17 protein-coding genes and 1 other RNA gene are annotated in these 18,608 nt (G+C 64.5%); 7 read left to right on the top strand and 11 right to left on the bottom strand.

Annotation, left to right across the window (positions count from 1 at the left end; all coding sequences use genetic code 11):
- Positions 1–40: 40 nt before the first annotated feature.
- From gcvP to PM2_RS08475, 10 genes are all read right to left on the bottom strand, one after another.
- A complete protein-coding gene (gene gcvP, locus PM2_RS08520) occupies positions 41–2,914 on the bottom strand; it encodes an aminomethyl-transferring glycine dehydrogenase (protein ID WP_028698411.1) in 2,874 nt (957 codons plus the stop codon).
- 192 nt (positions 2,915–3,106) lie between these two features.
- Positions 3,107–3,490 (bottom strand): glycine cleavage system protein GcvH, encoded by a 384-nt coding sequence (gcvH, locus tag PM2_RS08515; protein ID WP_016712603.1) that lies wholly within the window; start codon positions 3,488–3,490, stop codon positions 3,107–3,109.
- 51 nt (positions 3,491–3,541) lie between these two features.
- Complete coding sequence (gcvT, locus tag PM2_RS08510; RefSeq protein WP_028698410.1) at positions 3,542–4,624, bottom strand: glycine cleavage system aminomethyltransferase GcvT; 1,083 nt, start codon at positions 4,622–4,624, stop codon at positions 3,542–3,544.
- A gap of 123 nt (positions 4,625–4,747) precedes the next feature.
- Positions 4,748–6,370: an ABC transporter permease gene (locus PM2_RS08505; protein ID WP_028698409.1), complete on the bottom strand. Its 1,623-nt coding sequence runs from the start codon at positions 6,368–6,370 to the stop codon at positions 4,748–4,750.
- Between the two features lie 162 nt (positions 6,371–6,532).
- On the bottom strand, positions 6,533–7,534 hold the full coding sequence (locus PM2_RS08500) for an extracellular solute-binding protein (protein ID WP_016712606.1): 1,002 nt from the start codon (positions 7,532–7,534) through the stop codon (positions 6,533–6,535).
- Positions 7,535–7,651: 117 nt separating this feature from the next.
- Complete coding sequence (locus tag PM2_RS08495) at positions 7,652–8,869, bottom strand: 2-octaprenyl-3-methyl-6-methoxy-1,4-benzoquinol hydroxylase (RefSeq protein ID WP_162998297.1); 1,218 nt, start codon at positions 8,867–8,869, stop codon at positions 7,652–7,654.
- A gap of 9 nt (positions 8,870–8,878) precedes the next feature.
- Positions 8,879–9,361, bottom strand: a complete 483-nt coding sequence (locus PM2_RS08490) for a DUF4442 domain-containing protein (protein WP_016712608.1) — start codon at positions 9,359–9,361, stop codon at positions 8,879–8,881.
- The gene (ubiH, locus tag PM2_RS08485; protein ID WP_016712609.1) at positions 9,358–10,557 is read right to left on the bottom strand and encodes a 2-octaprenyl-6-methoxyphenyl hydroxylase; all 1,200 of its coding nucleotides are present in this window, start codon (positions 10,555–10,557) and stop codon (positions 9,358–9,360) included. Before ubiH ends, PM2_RS08490 begins: the two co-directional genes overlap by 4 nt.
- Entirely contained in the window at positions 10,554–11,888 is a 1,335-nt protein-coding gene (gene pepP / locus PM2_RS08480; protein ID WP_016712610.1) for a Xaa-Pro aminopeptidase, read from the bottom strand. The genes ubiH and pepP overlap by 4 nt, the downstream gene beginning before the upstream one ends.
- Before the next feature lie 21 nt (positions 11,889–11,909).
- On the bottom strand, positions 11,910–12,464 hold the full coding sequence (locus PM2_RS08475; protein WP_016712611.1) for a YecA/YgfB family protein: 555 nt from the start codon (positions 12,462–12,464) through the stop codon (positions 11,910–11,912).
- A gap of 181 nt (positions 12,465–12,645) precedes the next feature.
- Here PM2_RS08475 and PM2_RS08470 point away from each other — a divergent pair, with 181 nt between their 5' ends.
- The 4 genes from PM2_RS08470 to PM2_RS08460 all read left to right on the top strand — a co-directional run bounded on the left by PM2_RS08470 (position 12,646) and on the right by PM2_RS08460 (position 14,032).
- Positions 12,646–12,828, top strand: a complete 183-nt coding sequence (locus PM2_RS08470; protein WP_029886233.1) for a TIGR02449 family protein — start codon at positions 12,646–12,648, stop codon at positions 12,826–12,828.
- Positions 12,825–13,145 (top strand): cell division protein ZapA, encoded by a 321-nt coding sequence (locus tag PM2_RS08465; RefSeq protein WP_028698408.1) that lies wholly within the window; start codon positions 12,825–12,827, stop codon positions 13,143–13,145. Before PM2_RS08470 ends, PM2_RS08465 begins: the two co-directional genes overlap by 4 nt.
- 17 nt (positions 13,146–13,162) lie before the next feature.
- A non-coding RNA gene (gene ssrS, locus PM2_RS29890) (6S RNA) lies at positions 13,163–13,342 on the top strand.
- An 81-nt stretch (positions 13,343–13,423) separates the two neighbouring features.
- Positions 13,424–14,032: a 5-formyltetrahydrofolate cyclo-ligase gene (locus PM2_RS08460; RefSeq protein ID WP_025752146.1), complete on the top strand. Its 609-nt coding sequence runs from the start codon at positions 13,424–13,426 to the stop codon at positions 14,030–14,032.
- Positions 14,033–14,050: 18 nt separating this feature from the next.
- Here PM2_RS08460 and PM2_RS31155 read toward each other — a convergent pair whose 3' ends face one another.
- A complete protein-coding gene (locus tag PM2_RS31155; protein WP_016712614.1) occupies positions 14,051–14,206 on the bottom strand; it encodes a hypothetical protein in 156 nt (51 codons plus the stop codon).
- Positions 14,207–14,385: 179 nt separating this feature from the next.
- Between PM2_RS31155 and PM2_RS08455 the strand changes: the two genes are divergently transcribed.
- The 3 genes from PM2_RS08455 (at position 14,386) to rbbA (ending at position 18,607) form a co-directional block, all read left to right on the top strand.
- Complete coding sequence (locus PM2_RS08455) at positions 14,386–14,835, top strand: EVE domain-containing protein (protein ID WP_028698407.1); 450 nt, start codon at positions 14,386–14,388, stop codon at positions 14,833–14,835.
- A gap of 95 nt (positions 14,836–14,930) precedes the next feature.
- Positions 14,931–15,890, top strand: a complete 960-nt coding sequence (locus tag PM2_RS08450) for an HlyD family secretion protein (protein WP_016712615.1) — start codon at positions 14,931–14,933, stop codon at positions 15,888–15,890.
- A complete protein-coding gene (gene rbbA, locus PM2_RS08445; protein ID WP_028698406.1) occupies positions 15,887–18,607 on the top strand; it encodes a ribosome-associated ATPase/putative transporter RbbA in 2,721 nt (906 codons plus the stop codon). Before PM2_RS08450 ends, rbbA begins: the two co-directional genes overlap by 4 nt.
- Position 18,608: the final 1 nt, after the last annotated feature.

Genomic DNA, 18,608 nt, shown 5'->3' with positions numbered 1-18,608 from the left:
TGTGGGAGCGGGCATGCCCGCGAAGAATCCAACACCGAGTTTAGCGATACGCCTCCACCGGCACACACGCACAAAACAGATTCCTGTCCCCATACACGTTGTCGACCCGGTTCACCGCTGGCCAGTACTTGTGCTGGCGCACATGCGCACTGGGCGCCACCGCCTGCGCCAGGGTATAGGGCCGATCCCACACCCCCAACACATCTTCCAATGTATGCGGCGCATGCTTGAGCGGGTTGTTTTCCGCCGGCCAGTTGCCCTCCTGCACCTCGGCAATCTCTGCACGAATCGCCAGCATCGCCTCGACAAACCGGTCCAGCTCGGCCTTCGACTCACTCTCGGTCGGCTCCACCATCAGCGTGCCCGGCACCGGGAATGACATGGTCGGGGCATGGAAGCCATAGTCCATCAGGCGCTTGGCCACATCCTCTTCACTGATGCCGGTCTGCGCTTTCAGCGGCCGCAGGTCGAGGATGCACTCGTGCGCCACGCGCTGGTTGCGCCCGCGATAGAGCACCGGGAAGGCACCGCCCAGCTGGCTGGCCAGGTAATTGGCCGAGAGAATGGCCACCTCGCTGGCATCAGCCAACTGCGGCCCCATCATGGCGATGTACATCCAGCTGATCGGCAGGATGCTCGCGCTGCCCCAAGGGGCGGCGCTGACCGCGCTGTTGTTCGGGTCCAGGCCAGGCACCGGCACCACCGGGTGGCTGGCGACAAACGGCTTGAGGTGCGCGCGAATGCCGATCGGCCCCATGCCCGGGCCACCACCGCCGTGGGGGATGCAGAAGGTTTTGTGCAGGTTCATGTGCGAAACATCGGCCCCAATATCCGCCGGGCGCGCCAAGCCTACCTGGGCATTGAGGTTGGCGCCGTCCATGTACACCTGGCCGCCGTGCTGATGCACCACCTCGCAGATTTCCCGAATGCCTTCTTCGTACACGCCGTGAGTCGATGGGTAAGTGATCATCAGGCACGACAAGCGCTCGCCAGCTGCGTGGGCCTTGGCTTTGAGGTCGGCCAGGTCGACGTTGCCATGGTCGTCGCAATCGACGATCACCACCTCCATGCCGGCCATCTGCGCCGAAGCCGGGTTGGTGCCGTGGGCTGACGAGGGAATCAGGCACAGTGTGCGCTGTGGCTGATGGCGGCTGCGGTGATAGCGGGTAATGGCCATCAGCCCGGCGTATTCACCCTGGGCTCCGGAGTTAGGCTGCATGCAGATGGCATCGAAACCGGTAATCGCGCACAACCAGCTTTCCAGCTCGTCGATCATCGCCTTGTAGCCCGTGGCCTGCCCTGCCGGGGCAAACGGGTGCAGCTGCGCAAAACCGGGCCAGGTGATAGGGATCATCTCGCTGGTGGCATTGAGCTTCATGGTGCAGGAACCCAGCGGGATCATCGACTGGTTCAGCGCCAGGTCCTTGTTCTCCAGCTGTTTGAGGTAGCGCAGCATTTCGGTTTCGCTGTGGTGCTGATTGAACACCGGGTGCGCGAGGAAAGGTGTGCGCCGCACCAGGTTGGCAGGGATGCCTTCAGGCAGGGCCAACTGGTCGAGGGCGGCAATTTCCAGGCCGTGATCCACCCCCGCGAAAATGTCGAGCAAGCGCAGCACCGTCTGTTCGTTGCAGGTTTCGTCCAGGCTCACGCCCAAGTGCCCACGGCCGAGGATCCGCAGGTTGATCTGCGCAGCTTCGGCGCTTTCGATGATGGCCGCCTGGGCCCCGCCAACATCCAGGGTAAGGGTATCGAAAAAGTGCTGGTTGAGGCGCTTGATGCCTTTGACCTCAAGCCCTGCCGCCAGGATAAAGGTCAGCCGATGCACACGCTGGGCGATGCGTTGAAGACCTTCCGGGCCGTGGTACACCGCATAGAAGCTGGCAATGTTGGCCAGCAGCACCTGGGCAGTGCAAATGTTGGAATTGGCCTTCTCGCGGCGGATATGTTGCTCGCGGGTTTGCAGGGCCATGCGTAGCGCGGTGTTGCCACGGGCATCGCGCGACACGCCAATGATGCGCCCCGGCATGGCCCGCTTGTAGTCGTCGCGGCAGGCGAAGTAGGCCGCGTGGGGGCCGCCGTAGCCCATCGGCACGCCAAAGCGCTGGGTCGAGCCCAACACCACATCGGCACCCAGCTCGCCGGGCGGTGCCAGCACTACCAGGCTGAGCAGGTCGGCGGCCACGCAGGCCAAGGCCTGCTGGCTGTGCAACTGGTCGATCAACGGGCGCAGGTCGCGCACTTCGCCGTGGGTGTCGGGGTACTGCAACAAAGCACCGAACACCGCGTGTTTGCCAAGGTTATCCACAGCGTCGACGATCAGCTCGAAGCCAAAGCCTTCGGCGCGGGTCTTCAACACTGACAAGGTTTGCGGGTGGCAGTGCTCGTCGGCAAAGAAGGCGTTGCTCTTGTTGCGCGCCACCCGCTTGGCCAGGGCCATGGCTTCGGCGGCGGCGGTCGCTTCGTCAAGCAGCGAGGCATTGGCCAACGCCAACCCGGTGAGGTCGATGACCATTTGCTGGAAGTTCAGCAGCGCCTCCAGGCGGCCTTGGGCGATTTCGGGTTGGTACGGCGTGTAGGCGGTGTACCAGCCGGGGTTTTCCAGCACGTTGCGCAGGATGACCGTAGGGGTGATGGTGCCGTGGTAGCCCATGCCCATCAGGCTGGTCCACACCTGGTTCTGTTCGGCGTAGGCGGCGAGCTTGGCCAAAGCGGCCTGTTCGTCCAACGCTGGCGGCAGGTCGAGGGGGCGGTTGAGGCGGATGTCGGGGGGGACGGTCTGCTCGATCAGCTCACTGCGGGTGGCAATACCCAGGGCGTTGAGCATGGCCTGCTGCTCTGCGGCATCGGGGCCCAAGTGGCGACGCAGGAAAGGGTTGAGCTCTTGCAGTTGATGCAGGGATGGCGACTGTGACATGACGACGCTCTCTTCCTAGACCGGGTCTCATGGAGACTTATAAGTCTAGGAAGGGATCGGGGATGCTGCGGGAAAACTTGTTTGCAGGCCCGGCCTCTTCGCGGCTAAAGCCGCTCCTACAGGGATCGCACCGGCCTTGGCTGCGGCGCAGTTCCTGGGAGCGGCTTTAGCCGCGAAGCAGGCGACGTGGTCCTACTCGCCGATAGCAGCGGCGTAACCAGCAGCATCCAGTAGCTTGTCCAGCTCGGCCGGGTTGCTTGGCTTCAGCTTGAAGATCCACGCACCGTAAGGCTCTTCGTTGAGCAGCTCCGGGCTGTCGGCCAGTTCTTCGTTGACCGCAATCACTTCGCCACCGATCGGGGCGTAGATGTCCGAAGCGGCTTTTACCGACTCGACCACACCAGCAGCGTCGCCTGCAGCGAACACCTTGCCAACTTCGGCCAGCTCGACGAACACCACGTCACCCAGGGCTTGCTGGGCGTGGTCGCTGATGCCCACGGTCACAGTGCCGTCGGCTTCCAGGCGAGCCCACTCGTGGCTTTCGGCAAAACGCAGGTCGGCGGGGATATTGCTCATGTCTTGAATTCCTCGATTGGCTCAGCGGTACGCCCGCCGGTTAAAAATGGTTCAGATCAGGATCTTGCCATGGCGCACGAAGGTCGGTTTGACGACCCGCACCGGGTACCACTTGCCGCGAATTTCCACCTCGGCCCGGTCGCCGGTGGCCATGGGCACGCGCGCCAAGGCAATGGACTTGCTCAGCGTAGGCGAGAAACTACCACTGGTGATCTCCCCTTCGCCAATCCCGGCTACGCGCACCACCTGGTGGGCACGCAGCACGCCACGCTCTTCCAGCACGAGGCCGACCAGTTTTTCCTGCACGCCGTGCTCGATTTCCGCCAGCAGGCCGCTGCGGCCGATGAAGTCGCGCTCGGCCGGCTCCCAGGCGATGCTCCAACCCAGGTTGGACGTCAGCGGTGTGTGGGTTTCATCGATATCCTGGCCGTACAGGTTCATGCCGGCCTCCAGGCGCAGGGTGTCGCGGGCGCCAAGGCCACTGGGCGCGATGCCAGCGCCGACCAGGTCGTTGAAGAAGGCTACGGCCTGCTCACCCGGGAAGATGATCTCCAGGCCGTCCTCACCGGTATAGCCGGTGCGGGCAATGAACCAGTCGCCTTCGCTGACGCCCTCGAACGGACGCAACTCGCGGATGAGTGCAGCGCGCGCAGGGCTGAGCAGCGCTGCGACTTTTTCGCGGGCATGTGGCCCCTGAATGGCGAGGATGGCCAAGTCGGGCCGGGCCTGGAAGTCCACGGCAAAACCGGCCCGCTGCTGCTGCAACCAGTCGAGCACCTTGGCACGGGTGGCGGCATTGGTGACCAGACGGTAGCCGTTTTCCGTGCGGTAGACGAGCAAGTCGTCGATTACCCCACCCTGCGCGTTCAGCAGCGGGCTGTACAGTGCCTTGCCGACGTCGTCGAGGCGGGCCACGTCGTTGGCCAGCAAGCGCTGCAACCAGGCGGTGGCGTCGCTGCCCTCGACATCGATCACAGTCATGTGGGAAACATCGAAAACGCCGCAGTCACTGCGCACCTGGTGGTGCTCCTCGACCTGCGAGCCATAGTGCAGGGGCATGTCCCAGCCACCGAAATCGACCGTTTTGGCGCCTAGCGCCAGGTGCAGGTCATACAAAAGCGTGCGCTGTCCCATGGGTTTCTCCTTCCGGGCGTGGCGAAGCGGCGGCGGTCGATGACGTTGGTCGTCAGCTCTTGTTGTAAGGACCCGCCGCGCGAATGCCGCGCATTGTAGCCGCAAGGTCGCAAGCTGGCACCCTCAGTGACTGTGACCGGGTCGACGCGCCGAACGGCGGATCAGGCCGATGACCGGCAGCAGACCCACCAGCACCAGCGTCAATGCTGGCAGCGAGGCACGCGCCCACTCGCCCTCGCTGGTCATCTCGAACACCCGAACGGCAAGGGTATCCCAGCCGAACGGTCGCATCAGCAAGGTGGCCGGCATTTCCTTGAGCACATCGACGAACACCAGCAGCGCGGCACTGAGCGCGCCCGGTACCAGCAACGGTAGATACACCCTGAAAAACAATCTCGCGCCACCGACGCCCAGGCTGCGGGAGGCCTCGGGCAGCGACGGGCGAATACGTTCCAGGCTGCTCTCCAGCGGCCCGTAGGCCACCGCGATGAAACGCACCAGGTAGGCCAGCAGCAGCGCCGAGAGGCTGCCCAGCAACAGCGGCTTACCGGCCCCGCCCAACCAACTGGACAGCGGGATCACCAGGTGGTTATCGAGGTAACTGAAGGCCAGCATGATCGACACGGCCAGCACCGAGCCTGGCAAGGTATAGCCCAGGTTGGCCAGGCCGACCCCGGCGCGAATGCCACCGGTCGGTGCCTGACGGCGGGCAAAGGCCAGCAGCAGCGCCACGCACACCGTGACCAGCGCCGCCATGCCACCCAGGTACAGGGTGTGCAGCACCAGGCCGACATAACGCTCGTCCAGATCGTGTCGGCCACGCTGCCAGAACCACGCCAGCAGCTGCAGCAGCGGGATGACGAAGGCGCAGGCGAACACCAGCAGGCACCAGCCGCTGGCCAGCAGCGCCTTGACCCCGCGCAGGTGGTACAACGCCTGCCCCCGTGGCCGTTCGTTGCCGCTACGGCTGGCCCCCCGGGCACGCCGCTCGCCGTACAGCACCAGCATAACGGCCAGCAACAGCAGGCTCGCCAACTGGGCAGCGCTGGACAGGCTGAAGAAGCCGTACCAGGTCTTATAGATGGCGGTGGTGAAGGTGTCGAAGTTGAACACCGCCACCGCGCCGAAGTCGGCCAACGTTTCCATCAGGGCCAGGGCGATGCCGGCACCGATGGCTGGCCGCGCCATGGGCAGGGCCACGCGCCAGAACGCTTGCACCGGTGACAGCCCCAATACCCGTGCCGCTTCCATCAGGCCCTTGCCCTGGGCCAGGAAGGCCGTGCGCGCCAGCAGGTAGACGTAGGGGTAGAACACCAGCACCAGGACGATGATCACCCCGCCAGTGGAGCGCACCCGTGGCAGGCGCATGGGCCCGAATACCTCGCGCAGGGCGCTTTGCACCGGGCCGGCGAAATCCAGCAGGCCGACGAAGACGAACGCCAGCACATAGGCCGGGATGGCGAATGGCAGCATCAACGCCCAGTCCAGCCAGCGCCGGCCGGGGAACTCGCAGAGGCTGGTGAGCCAGGCCAGGCTGACGCCCAGCACGGTGACGCCGATGCCGACGCCCACCACCAGCGTCAGCGTGTTGCTGAGCAGGCGGGCCATCTGGGTGTCGAGCAGGTGCGACCAGATTTGCGTATCGATCGACTGCCAGGACAGCAGCAGCACGCTCAGGGGCAACAGCACCAGGGCGGCGATCAGGGAGACCGGGAGGTACCAGCGGCGTTGGGGGGTGTGGGGCAAGGCTGAAATCTCGGTTGCGATGGCGACCGCTGCGCGGTCGTTCGCGGGACAAGCCCGCTCCCACAGGGGCCGCACAAGGTATCGATCCTGTGAAGTTCCTGTGGGAGCGGGCTTGTCCCGCGAAAGGGCCTCTGAAGGCCCCGGAAGCATAAGGCCTGGCGCTTAGTTGTAGCCAGCGCGATCCATCAAACGAATGGCTTCAGCCTGGCGCTTGCCGGCGATTTCCACCGGAATGGTATCGGCCTTGAAGCTGCCCCAGGCGGCCACTTCCTCCGATGGCTTCACCTTCGGGTTGGCCGGGAATTCCTGGTTGATGTCGGCGAACAGTTTCTGCGCCTCTTCGCCGGTCATCCATTCCACCAGCTTTTTCGCGGCCTCCGGGTGCGGCGCGTGCTTGGTCAGGCCGATACCCGACAGGTTCACATGCACGCCACGGTCTCCCTGGTTGGGCCAGAAGATCTTCACCGGCAGCTTCGGGTTCTGCTTGTGCAGGCGGCCGTAGTAGTAGGTGTTGACCACGCCCACGTCGCACTGGCCGGCCTCGATGGCCTGAATCACCGCGTTGTCGTCGGAGAACACGTCGGTGGACAGGTTGTTGACCCAGCCTTTGACGATTTGCTCGGTCTTAGCCTCGCCATGGGTTTCGATCAGGGTGGCGGTGAGCGACTGGTTGTACACCTTCTTCGCCGTGCGCAGGCACAGACGGCCTTCCCACTGTTTGTCGGCCAGGGCTTCGTAGGTGCTCAGCTCTTCGGGTTTGACCCGCTCGGTGGAGTAGATGATGGTGCGCGCGCGCAGGCTCAGGCCGGTCCAGTCATGAGACGAGGCGCGGTACTGCGACGGGATGTTCTGGTCGATGATGTCGGATTTGATCGGCTGCAGGATGCCCATCTGCTCGGCCTGCCACAGGTTGCCGGCGTCGACGGTCAGCAGCAGGTCGGCCACGCCGTTGTCGCCCTCGGCCTTGATGCGCTGCATCAGCGGGGCTTCCTTGTCGGTGATGAACTTGATCTTGACCCCGGTCTTGGCGGTGTAGGCATCGAACACCGGCTTGATCAGCTCGTCGATGCGCGAGGAGTACACCACCACTTCGTCCGCCGCTTGGGCGGTGCCGCCGAACAGGGTCAGGGCCAGGGCGGCCAGTAGGGGCTTGCGTGGCAACATGTGAAGCACTCCTCGGATCGTTTGAGAGGTGCAAATGGTAGTGAATCCCATTTTCTGGCTCATCTACCTAGCCGTTACCGGATGTTGCAGAGGGGCCGCTTTGCGGCCCCAACAATCTCAAGCCTTGGCCAAATCCGGCAGGTCTCCACTCAAACCCAACGCCTGGCGCACAAACACCGCCTTGGCCTCCGGCATCTTCTCCACCAGCTTCAATCCACTGTTACGCAACCAACGCAACGGCAGCGGATCAGCCTGGAACAACCGCTCGAAACCTTCCATGGCCGCCATCAACGCCAGGTTGTGCGGCATGCGCCGCCGCTCGTAGCGGCTCAACACCTTCACATCTGCCAGCCGTTCACCACGCTCGCAGGCATTGACCAGCACCTCGGCCAGCACCGCAGCATCCAGGAAGCCTAGGTTCACACCCTGCCCGGCCAGCGGGTGAATGGTGTGCGCGGCATCGCCGATCAATGCCAGGCCTTCATCCACATAGCGCTTGGCGTGGCGCTGGCGCAGCGGCACGCACACCCGAGGGTCGGCCTGCAGTACATCACCCAGGCGCCCCTCGAAGGCCCGCTCAAGGGCCTGCAAGAAGGCCGCTTCATCCAGCGCCATCAACTGCTCGGCATGCTCTGGCGTGGTCGACCACACAATCGAGCACCAGTCCTGCTGGCTGTCGCGGGTCAACGGCAGGAACGCCAATGGCCCTTCATCGGTGAAGCGCTGCCAGGCCGTGGCCTGGTGCCCGGCGCTGCAACGCACGCTCGTCACGATGGCATGGTGCAGGTAATCCCACTCGCGGGTTTCGCAGCCGGCCAGGCGCCGCACGGCCGAATTGGCGCCGTCGGCCGCGATCACCAGCGGCGCACGCAGCTGACGGCCATCAGCCAGGGTCAGCAGCCATTCGTCACCCGAGCGTCGAAGTTGCTCCAGACGCGCGTTGGGCAACAGGCCTATGTCACTGTCGTGCAGGCGCTCCAGCAGGCCGTCCTGCACCACCCGGTTCTCGACGATATGGCCGAGCACCTGTGCATGCACACTGGCGGCCGAGAAGTGGATCTGCCCAGTGCCACTGCCGTCCCACACATGCATGTCGGAATACGGTGTGGCACGCCGCTGGGCAATGCCGTCCCAGGCGCCAAGGCGTTCGAGAATACGCTGGCTGGCCGCCGAAAGCGCACTGACACGCGGCTCGAACGGGGCTTGCGCATCGAATGGCTTGACCGTGAGCGGCCCGCCATCGAGCAAGAGAATTTGCAGGCCACTGTGGCGCAATGCCAGGGCCAGGGCGCTGCCGACCATACCGGCACCGACAATCAACAGATCTGCGCGCATTTCCATGCCTTACGCCAGCCTCGCTTGCGGCTTGAGCCGCACGTATAGGGTTTTATCGACCCGCGCCACCAGTTCACCGGCACCATCGCGGATATCGACCTGCAAACGCGGCAGGCACTTCTTGCCAGTGGCGGTCTGCTGGCGAATGTCGTCCAGCAGCGCGTCATCGACGTTGAATTCGGCATACACCGGGCCTTTGCCCGGCGAGATGAAATCGATGCTGGCGGCTTTGTCCCAGACGATGTAGTCGCGGCCCAGCTGCTCGATCAGCAGCAACATGTAGAACGGGTCGACCATCGAATACAGGCTGCCACCGAACTGCGTACCGACATAATTGCGGTTCCAGCGGGTCAGCTTCATCGCCACCTTGACGCTGCGCATGTCCGGGCTGATGTGCTGCACACGGATCCCGGCGCCCAGGTAAGGTGGGTAGAGGTTCAGCAGCCAGCGCAGCATGCGCGCCCGGCGCGCCAGTTTACGCGGGTTGCTCATGCCTGGCCCCGCGGATCGGGGCGGGTACCCAGGCCCATGGCCTGGCGGGCGAACCAGCTTTTGGCCGGCGGCAGCAGGTCGAGCCCAAGCAGGCCGAGGTTACGCCCGGCGGCCAGCAACGGCTGGTTGCTGCCGAACAGGCGCGTGACCTGGTCGGAAAAGCCGATGGTCATGGCCTGGTCCAGACGCTGGCGCTGGTGATAGGCCTGCAGCGTGGTCAGGTCGCCAGGCTGCTGCGGCCCGGCCAGCAGCGCGTCGGCCAGCGATTGCACATCGCGCAGCGACAGGTTGAAACCCTGGCCGGCAATGGGGTGCAGGCTGTGCGCGGCATTGCCCAGTACCACCAAGTGCGGCCGCACCTGCTCCTGGGCCTCGATCAGCGACAGCGGGTACAGGTGGCGCGCGCCAACCTGGCGCAACGCGCCCAGGCGATAGCCAAACACGCCCTGCAGCTCACGCAGGAAGCTGCGCTCGTCGATGTCGGCCAGGCGCCGTGCATCCATGCCTTGGCGTGTCCACACCAGCGCGCAGCGGTTTTCCGGCAGCGGCAGCAGCGCCATGGGGCCTTCTTCTGTGAAACGCTCGAACGCCTGGCCGCCGTGGGCTTCACCCGGGGTGATGTTGGCGATCAAGGCACTCTGTTGGTAAGGCGTGTGGCGTACGTGAATTCCCAGTTGCTCGCGCAGGCCGGAACGGCCGCCGTCGGCCAGTACCGCCAGGTCGCATTCAAGCTGGGTATCGTCATTCAAGCGCAGGCGGTAACCACCTTCGATCGCCTGCATGGAGGTGACTTCCGCCGGGCAGCGCCAGCTCACCACCTCACTGTCCAGCCCCTGCCACAGGCATTGGCCCAACCAGGCGTTTTCCACCACGTAGCCCAACGCTGGTACGCCCTCTTCCAGGGCATCCAGGCGAGTGGCGCCAAAGCGGCCACGGTCGGACACGTGAATCTGACGGATCGGCTCTGCACGGTGACCAATGGCCTGCCACAGGCCCAACTGCTGGTAGATCTGCTGGGTGCCGAACGACAACGCCGAAGAACGCGCATCGTAGCTGGGCTGGAAGCTGTCGCCGGGGGCGAACGGTTCGATCAGCAAGATCTTCCAGCCACGCGCCTTGGCCCCGGCTTGCAGGGCCAGAGCCAGGCTTGCACCAACCAGACCACCACCGATGATCGCCAGGTTCACCCGGTTCATGCCGCGTCCTTGCGGGCGGCCTGCATCAGCGCCTCGATCTCGGCAACCGTGCGCGGCACGCCCGAAGTCAGGATTTCACAACCTTGCCTGGTCACCACCACGTCGTCCTCGATCCTTACACCAATGCCGCGCCATTTCCTGGCCACGGCCTGATTGTCGGCGCCAATGTAGATGCCCGGTTCGACGGTCAGCGCCATGCCGGGCTCCAGCACTCGCCACTCGCCACCCACCTTGTACTCGCCCACATCGTGCACATCCATGCCCAGCCAGTGCCCGGCACGGTGCATGTAGAAGGCGCGGTAGGCCTCACTGTCGATCAGCGCCTGTACCTCACCGGTGAGCAGGCCCAATTCCACCAGGCCTTCGGTAATCACCCGCACGGTCGCCTCATGCGCGTGGTTCCAGTGCTTGCCGGGGGCAATTTCGGCAAAGGCCGCCGCCTGGGCCTTGAGCACCAGCTCGTAGATGGCCTTCTGCTCGGGCGAAAAACGCCCGCTAACCGGGAAGGTACGGGTGATGTCGCTGGCGTAGCAGTCGATTTCGCAGCCAGCATCGATCAGCACCAGGTCGCCATCCTTGAGCGGGGCGTCGTTCTGCTGATAGTGCAGGATGCAGCCATTGCGCCCGGCTGCGACGATCGAGCCATAGGCCGGCATCTTCGCCCCGCCCTTGCGGAATTCGTAATCCAGTTCGGCTTCCAGGCTGTATTCGTGCAGCCCGGCCCGGCAGGCCTGCATGGCCCGCACATGGGCCCGTGCAGAAATGTCTGCCGCCGCGCGCATCACCTTTACTTCCGCCGCCGATTTATACAGACGCATGTCGTGCAGCAGATGATCCAGCGCAACGAACTCGTTCGGCGGCTGCGCGCCCAGGCGGGCCTTGGAGCGGATCACGTTAATCCAGTCCATCAGCCGGCGGTCGAACTCGGCATTGCTGCCCATGGCGCTGTACACCCGCTCGCGGCCTTCGATCAGGCCCGGCAGAATCTCGTCGATGTCGGTGATGGGGAAGGCATCGTCGGCGCCAAAATCGCGCACAGCGCCTTCCTGGCCGGCCCGCAGGCCGTCCCATAGTTCGCGCTCGGGGTTGCGTTCACGGCAAAACAGCACGTACTCGCCGTGCTCACGCCCGGGGATCAACGCAATCACTGCCTCCGGCTCCGGGAAGCCGCTGAGGTACTGGAAATCGCTGTCCTGGCGGTACACGTGCTCGACGTCGCGGTTGCGGATGGCAACTGCGGCGGCGGGCAGGATGGCGATGCTGTTGGGGACCATCTGCGCCATCAGCGCCTTGCGCCGACGGGCATACTCGGCCTTGGGAATGTGGCTCATGGGCAGACTACCCCCGGTTGATCAGTGCAGCGATGGCTTGGGCGCGGGTGCGGCCGGCTTGGCCAGCTCGGAGAACAGCAACAGCGGTGCCACGCGCAGGTATTCCATGACTTCCATGTAGTCGCTCTCGCCGTCTTCGGACTCTTCGAGCGCTTCCTGCACCTGGGAAATAGCCACCAGGTCCTGCAGCACGTCCTTGGCTTCGTCGGACAGGTCCTTGCCACCGGCATTCAGGCCAAAACCGGTGATGAAGCCCTGGCACCACTGGCCCAGCGCGGTGGCGCGGTCGCTCAGTGCGGCGTCGTCGGAAGGCAACAGCAGGACAATGGCCATGTCGTCGCTGGTGAGCTCGCCCTTGACCATTTCCTGCAGGCCGACCAGGGCATTGCGCACGGTATCACCGGGCTCGGTTTCCAGCAGCTGGGCGGCATCTGCCAGCCAGCCGTCGGCGTCAAAGCCGGCACCGGCGCAGCTACGGCCGATCAGCAGGCCGTGCAGCTCGGCCGGGGTAACAGGGTGGCCATTGCTCGAAAGCAGCATGGCGAAGGCGATGTAGGGCGATTGGGTATTGGGCATGGGCAGCTAGGCGCCAGACGGCGCAATGACTAGAATGGAGACCTTGTATCCTAGCACCGGCAGGCGCGCCAAGACCATCGGCACTGGCCGTCGCCGCCCAGGGAGAGGCATCATCGCCAGGTGACTCAACGACGGAGCGAATCGAGTGCAACCCACGCAAGAGAACGACCTGCAGGCACTGATGAGCCGATTCGAGTTGCTGATCGAACGCGTCGAGCAACTAAAACGGCAAAATGCACTCCTAGTAGCGCAGGAAAAATCCTGGCGCGAAGAGCGCGCCCACCTCATCGAAAAGAACGAGATCGCCAAGCGCAAAGTCGAGTCGATGATTTTACGCCTCAAGGCTCTGGAGCAAGACTCATGAGTTCAAGCAATAGCGTCACCGTGCAGATCCTCGACAAAGAATACTCGATCATCTGCCCACCGGAAGAGCGCAACAACCTGGTCAGCGCCGCGCGCTACCTGGACGGCAAAATGCGCGAGATCCGCAGCAGCGGCAAGGTGATTGGCGCCGACCGTATCGCGGTGATGGCAGCCTTGAACATTACCCACGAGATGCTTCACCGCCAGGAAGACCGTAATGAAGCGCCGGCCAGCGGCACCACCCGTGAACAGGTGCGCGACCTGCTGGAGCGGGTCGATCAGGCGCTGTCCGACGACACGGGTACCAAAATCGGCTGACATTGGTATACTGGCGCCACTCCCTGGGGGATGCGCCAGTCGGTTATGTCCCTGAGCCGATACGCACAACCACGGGGGTTGCACGCTGGGGCCGGTGTGCATGTCCGCCCGACGGAAAGCCTTAACGCCCCCTGCAATCTCCACCTTGAACTTTCGGGTTCAAGGGCTACACCGATAGCGGTCTTATCGGGGAGCCTGAATTTTCTTGCCCGCCCCTTCTGGCGGGCAATTCGTTTTGGCCAACAATGTCGGCCATCACTTCTGGGATCGCCCGTGCCATGACCGACACCGCGCCGCTCACCCGCCCCCAGCTCCGTCGCCTGCTTCGCAACGCCCGCCGCGCCCTTACCCCTGCCCAGCAACGCCAGGCCACCCTCGGCCTGTACCGCCAACTGGCGCAACACCCGCTGTTCCGCCGCGCCCGGCACATTGCCTTGTATTTGCCCAACGACGGCGAAATCGACCCCGGGCTGCTGCTGCGGGAAGCTCAACGCCGCGGCAAGCACACCTACCTGCCGGTGCTGCACGCCTGGCCACGTACACGCATGGTGTTCCAGCGTTTCGAGCAGGGCGAAAAGCTCAGGCCCAACCGCTTTCGTATTCCCGAACCGGTCACCGACCGCAAGCGCCAACGGCCGATCTGGGCGCTGGACCTGATCCTGCTGCCGCTGGTCGGTTTCGATGAAGTGGGCGGGCGCTTGGGCATGGGCGGCGGCTTTTATGATCGCAGCCTGGCCTACCAGGGGCGTCGCAAAACCTGGAAGAAGCCTTTGCTGCTGGGGCTGGCGCATGAATGCCAGAAGGTCGAGCGGCTGGCGCAGGCCAGTTGGGATGTACCGCTGCAGGGGACGGTCTCGGACCGTGGCTGGTACCTGGCGCCACGTTGAGCGGCGCCAGCAAGGGCATCAACGTTGTTGTGGCTGGATGGCGTCGACCGGCATCTGGTAGGCGTTGTCCAGCTTGCGCTCCCAGAACCCTTGCGCATAACCGGTAGTGACCACACCCAGGCCAAAAATGAACACCAGGATCCACAGCAGATCCGGCTTTTTACGTTGATTCATCGAAGAATGCCCCCCAGGCAAACTGTTCAGTGCGCGGCGATTTTCTGGGAATCGCCAGCGCATAGCGCTTTAAACGGGGCGCATTTTCCGACAACCTGCGTCCGCACGCAAACCTTGACGCCAACCGGCTGTCGGTTTCGTGCAACAGGTTATTTCAAACCTTTTCAGGAGCGACATCCATGGCCTATTGGCTGATGAAATCCGAGCCCGACGAGCTCTCCATCGAAGCCCTCGGCCGCTTGGGCGAAGCGCGCTGGGACGGCGTGCGCAACTATCAGGCACGTAATTTCCTGCGGGCCATGAGCGTGGGTGACGAATTTTTCTTCTACCACTCCAGCTGCCCGCAACCGGGCATCGCCGGCATTGCCAGGATCGTTCGCGCAGCCTACCCCGACCCGACCGCGCTGGACCCGCAAAGCCACTATTACGATGCCAAGGCCACGCCCGAGAAAAACCCGTGGAGCGCGGTGGATGTGGCCCATGTGCAAACCCTGCCTCGGGTGCTGGAGTTGGGCTGGCTGAAACAACAAGCCGGCCTGGCCGAGTTGCCGCTGGTGCAAAAAGGCAGCCGCCTGTCGGTGATGCCGGTAACACCCGAACAATGGGCGGTGATTGTCGCGTTGCGTTGAATGTGCAGCTAAGGTCAAGGATTTGACCGATATCAACACGCCATACAGGGCCGCGCGCCATGATGTGCTGTGCATGACCGCAAGGATGCAGAACGATGAACCGATATGCCCCCAGAATCTTCGCCACCGCACTGATCGCCCTGCTGGCAACAGCTGGTGGTCTGGGGTACTGGAAATCGCTACACGACCAGTTGCCCGAAGGCCTGAGCATGGGAAATGGCCGCCTGGAGGCCACAGAAGTGCAAATCGCCAGCAAAATCCCCGGTCGCCTGGCCGAAGTGCTGGTCGACGAAGGCGACAAGGTCACCCGCGGCCAGTTGCTGGCACGTATCGACACCCGCACCATGGAAGCCCAGCGCAGCCAGGCCGAAGCCGAAGTGCTGCGCGCCCGGGAAAACTACGCAGCGGCCCAAGCGTCCGTACAGTTGCGCCAGAGCGAATTGCTGCTGGCCAGCCAGGAACTCAAGCGCGTGCGCGAAATTTTCCAGCGCAAGTACGCCAGCCAGCAGTTGCTCGACCAACAGCAGGCGCGCTTCGACACGGCCAACTCGGCCGTGGTCGCGGCCCGCGCCCAGCTGGCAGCAATCAAGGCCGCCATCGGCGCCGCCGAAGCCCAGGTGGCCCAGCTCACCAGTGAAATCGACGACAGCAGCCTGCGTGCGCCCATCGACGGCATTATCCAGTTGCGCCTGGCCGAACCCGGTGAAGTGCTGGGTGCTGGCGGCCGCGTGCTGATGCTGATCGACCCCAGCGACCAGTACATGAACCTGTACCTCCCGGCTTCCACCAGCGGCCGGCTGACGGTAGGCGACCAGGCGCGGATCGTGCTCGACGCCCTGCCCGAACGCGCCCTTGCGGCGAAAGTGGCTTTCGTTGCGGCCAAGGCCCAGTTCACCCCCAAACAGGTGGAAACCCGCGACGAGCGGCAGAAGCTGGTGTTCCGGGTAAAACTGCGCCTGACCGATCCGGGCACCGTGCCGCAGGCCAAACCGGGCATGCCTGGCGCCGGCTACGTGCGCACGGCGGAGGTGGACTGGCCGGCCAACCTGCAATGAACGCCCCGGCACTGCTGGCCGAGGGTATCAGCCACCGCTATGGCGACCTGACGGCGCTGCATACACTGGGTTTCAGCCTGCCTGCCGGTACCCGCTGCGCACTGATCGGCCCTGACGGCGCGGGCAAATCGACCCTCCTTGGGCTGATCGCCGGCGTGAAGCGCCTGCAACAGGGCGAGTTGCAGGTGCTGGGCGGCTCGATCCGCCAGCGCCGTCATCGGGCGGCGCTGTACCCGAAGGTGGCGTTCATGCCGCAGGGGCTGGGCAACAACCTGTACCCGGAACTGTCGATCAGCGAGAACATCCGCTTTTTCGCCACCCTGTTCGGGCTGGGCCGGCGCGAGTGCGAGCAGCGTATGGCCAACCTGCTGCAAGCCACCGACCTGCAGCGCTTTGCCGAGCGGCCGGCCGGCAAGCTGTCAGGCGGCATGAAGCAGAAGCTGGGCCTGTGCTGCGCGTTGATCCACGAGCCGGACCTGCTGATCCTCGACGAGCCGACCACTGGCGTAGACCCGTTGTCGCGGCGGCGCTTCTGGGAGCTGGTCGAACAGGTACGCGCACAACGCCCCCAATTGACACTGTTGGTGGCCACCGCCTATATGGAAGAAGCCGAACAATTCGAGCATTGCCTGATGCTCGATGGCGGCCGCCTGCTGGCCGCAGGCCCCAGTCATGAGCTGGCCGCAGCCACCCCCAGTGGCAAGCTGGACGACGCCTTTACCCACTACCAGGGCGCAGGCAAGGCGCAGCATCAACCCCTGACCATCCCGCCGCGTGAGGCCAAGGACGGCCAGATCGCCATTGAGGCCCACGACCTGACCCTGCGCTTTGGCGACTTCACAGCCGTGAACAAGGTCAGCTTCGCCATCGGCCGTGGGGAGATCTTCGGCTTCCTCGGTTCCAACGGCTGCGGCAAGACAACCACCATGAAAGTGCTCACCGGCCTGATGCCGGCCAGCGAGGGCAGCGCCAGCCTGCTGGGGCGCCCGGTGGACGCCAGCGACCTGGCCACGCGCAAGCGGGTCGGTTTCATGTCGCAGAGCTTCTCGCTGTATGGTGAGCTCAGCACCCGGCAAAACCTGGCCTTGCATGCCCGCCTGTTCGACCTGCCCAAGGCCGAAAGCGCCCAGCGCATCGACGAATTGATAGGGCGCTTCGACCTCGCCGCTATCGCCGACCAGCCGTCCGGCGCCCTGCCCCTTGGCCTGCGTCAGCGCCTGTCGTTGGCGGTGGCGGTGCTGCACCGCCCGGAAGTGTTGATCCTCGACGAACCGACCTCTGGCGTCGACCCGGCCGCCCGCGACGACTTCTGGCGCCTGCTGGTAGAACTGTCCCGCGAGCAGGGCGTGACCATTTTCCTTTCCACTCACTTCATGAACGAAGCCCAGCGCTGCGACCGCATCTCGCTGATGCATGCCGGGCGGGTACTGGCCTGCGACACACCGGAGGCGTTGCAGCGCCAGTACCACGGCGACACCCTGGAGGACGCATTCGTGCGCTGCCTGGAGCAAGCCCAGGCGCTGGCACCACAAGCCACGGACAACGCTGTGCTGGAGCAGGCCGCCACGGCCGCGCCGCCGCTGCGCCGGGGCTTCAGCCTGCGCCGCCTGCTGGCGGTGGCCAGCCGCGAGGGCAAGGAGCTGCTGCGCGACAAGGTACGCCTGGCCTTCGCCCTGCTGGGTGCGCTGTTCATGATGGTGATCTTCGGCTACGGCATTTCGCTGGATGTGGAAAACCTTGCCTTTGCTGTACACGACCAGGACCAGAGCCCGCAAAGCCGGGCCTACCTTGAGGCCTTCCGTGGCTCACGGTATTTCGCCGAGCAGGCGCCGATCCGCGACAGCCGCGAAATGCACCAGCGCCTGCAACGCTCGGAAATCAAACTGGCGCTGGAGATTCCTCCCGGTTTTGGGCGTGACCTGTATGCCGGACGCCAGCCGGTGGTGGCAGCCTGGCTCGACGGCGGCATGCCGTTCCGTGCAGAAACCAGCCGCAACTACGTGGAAGCCGTGCACCAGGCCAACCTGGAGCAATTGGCAAGGGCCAGCCCACAGCCGCAGGCGCGGCAGGACCTGGTGCGTCTGGAAACGCGTTTTCGCTACAACCAAGACGTGGTCAGCGTGAATGCCATCGGCCCGGGCGTGATGGCACTGATCCTGGCCTTCATCCCGGCCATGCTTACTGCGCTGGGCATCGTCCGCGAGAAAGAGCTGGGCTCCATCACCAACTTCTATGCCACCCCCCTCACGCGCCTGGAGTTCCTGCTGGGCAAGCAGATGCCCTACCTTGCCGTGAGCCTGGTCAACCTGGCGCTGCTGGTGGCGATGAACCGCTGGCTGTTCGCCGTGCCGCTCAAGGGCAGCGTGCTGGCCCTGGCCTGCGGGGGTGTGGCCTACCTGCTGGCCACCACCAGCCTGGGCCTGCTGATCTCGGCGTTCACCCGCACCCAGATCGCGGCCATCCTGGGCACCATGATCATCACCAGCCTGCCAACGATCCAGTTTTCCGGGCTGATCGTGCCACGCTCGTCGCTGGACGGCGCAGCGGCGGTGATGGGCCAGCTGTTCCCGGCGGGCTATTTCCTCGATATCGCGGTCGGCACCTTCACCAAGGCACTGGGCCTGCGCGAACTGTGGCCGCAGTGCCTGATCCTGCTGGGCTTCTTTGCCGCGTTCACCGGCCTGAGCCTGGCCATGCTGAAGAAGCAGGAGGCCTGAC

This window comes from Pseudomonas monteilii NBRC 103158 = DSM 14164 (assembly GCF_000730605.1).
Taxonomy (GTDB): domain Bacteria; phylum Pseudomonadota; class Gammaproteobacteria; order Pseudomonadales; family Pseudomonadaceae; genus Aquipseudomonas; species Aquipseudomonas monteilii.
Note: the sequence above shows the minus strand (reverse complement) of the source record. Positions and strands in the feature narration are given on the sequence as shown.

Excerpts from the sequence above, each read along its gene's own strand:
- gcvP (WP_028698411.1), bottom strand. The coding sequence starts at position 2,914 with ATGTCACAGTCGCCATCCCTGCATCAACTGCAAGAGCTCAACCCTTTC.
- gcvH (WP_016712603.1), bottom strand. The coding sequence starts at position 3,490 with ATGAGCAATATCCCCGCCGACCTGCGTTTTGCCGAAAGCCACGAGTGG.
- gcvT (WP_028698410.1), bottom strand. The coding sequence starts at position 4,624 with ATGGGACAGCGCACGCTTTTGTATGACCTGCACCTGGCGCTAGGCGCC.
- PM2_RS08500 (WP_016712606.1), bottom strand. The coding sequence starts at position 7,534 with ATGTTGCCACGCAAGCCCCTACTGGCCGCCCTGGCCCTGACCCTGTTC.
- PM2_RS08495 (WP_162998297.1), bottom strand. The coding sequence starts at position 8,869 with ATGCGCGCAGATCTGTTGATTGTCGGTGCCGGTATGGTCGGCAGCGCC.
- PM2_RS08490 (WP_016712608.1), bottom strand. The coding sequence starts at position 9,361 with ATGAGCAACCCGCGTAAACTGGCGCGCCGGGCGCGCATGCTGCGCTGG.
- ubiH (WP_016712609.1), bottom strand. The coding sequence starts at position 10,557 with ATGAACCGGGTGAACCTGGCGATCATCGGTGGTGGTCTGGTTGGTGCA.
- pepP (WP_016712610.1), bottom strand. The coding sequence starts at position 11,888 with ATGAGCCACATTCCCAAGGCCGAGTATGCCCGTCGGCGCAAGGCGCTG.
- PM2_RS08475 (WP_016712611.1), bottom strand. The coding sequence starts at position 12,464 with ATGCCCAATACCCAATCGCCCTACATCGCCTTCGCCATGCTGCTTTCG.
- PM2_RS08470 (WP_029886233.1), top strand. The coding sequence starts at position 12,646 with ATGAGCCGATTCGAGTTGCTGATCGAACGCGTCGAGCAACTAAAACGG.
- PM2_RS08465 (WP_028698408.1), top strand. The coding sequence starts at position 12,825 with ATGAGTTCAAGCAATAGCGTCACCGTGCAGATCCTCGACAAAGAATAC.
- PM2_RS08460 (WP_025752146.1), top strand. The coding sequence starts at position 13,424 with ATGACCGACACCGCGCCGCTCACCCGCCCCCAGCTCCGTCGCCTGCTT.
- PM2_RS31155 (WP_016712614.1), bottom strand. The coding sequence starts at position 14,206 with ATGAATCAACGTAAAAAGCCGGATCTGCTGTGGATCCTGGTGTTCATT.
- PM2_RS08455 (WP_028698407.1), top strand. The coding sequence starts at position 14,386 with ATGGCCTATTGGCTGATGAAATCCGAGCCCGACGAGCTCTCCATCGAA.
- PM2_RS08450 (WP_016712615.1), top strand. The coding sequence starts at position 14,931 with ATGAACCGATATGCCCCCAGAATCTTCGCCACCGCACTGATCGCCCTG.
- rbbA (WP_028698406.1), top strand. The coding sequence starts at position 15,887 with ATGAACGCCCCGGCACTGCTGGCCGAGGGTATCAGCCACCGCTATGGC.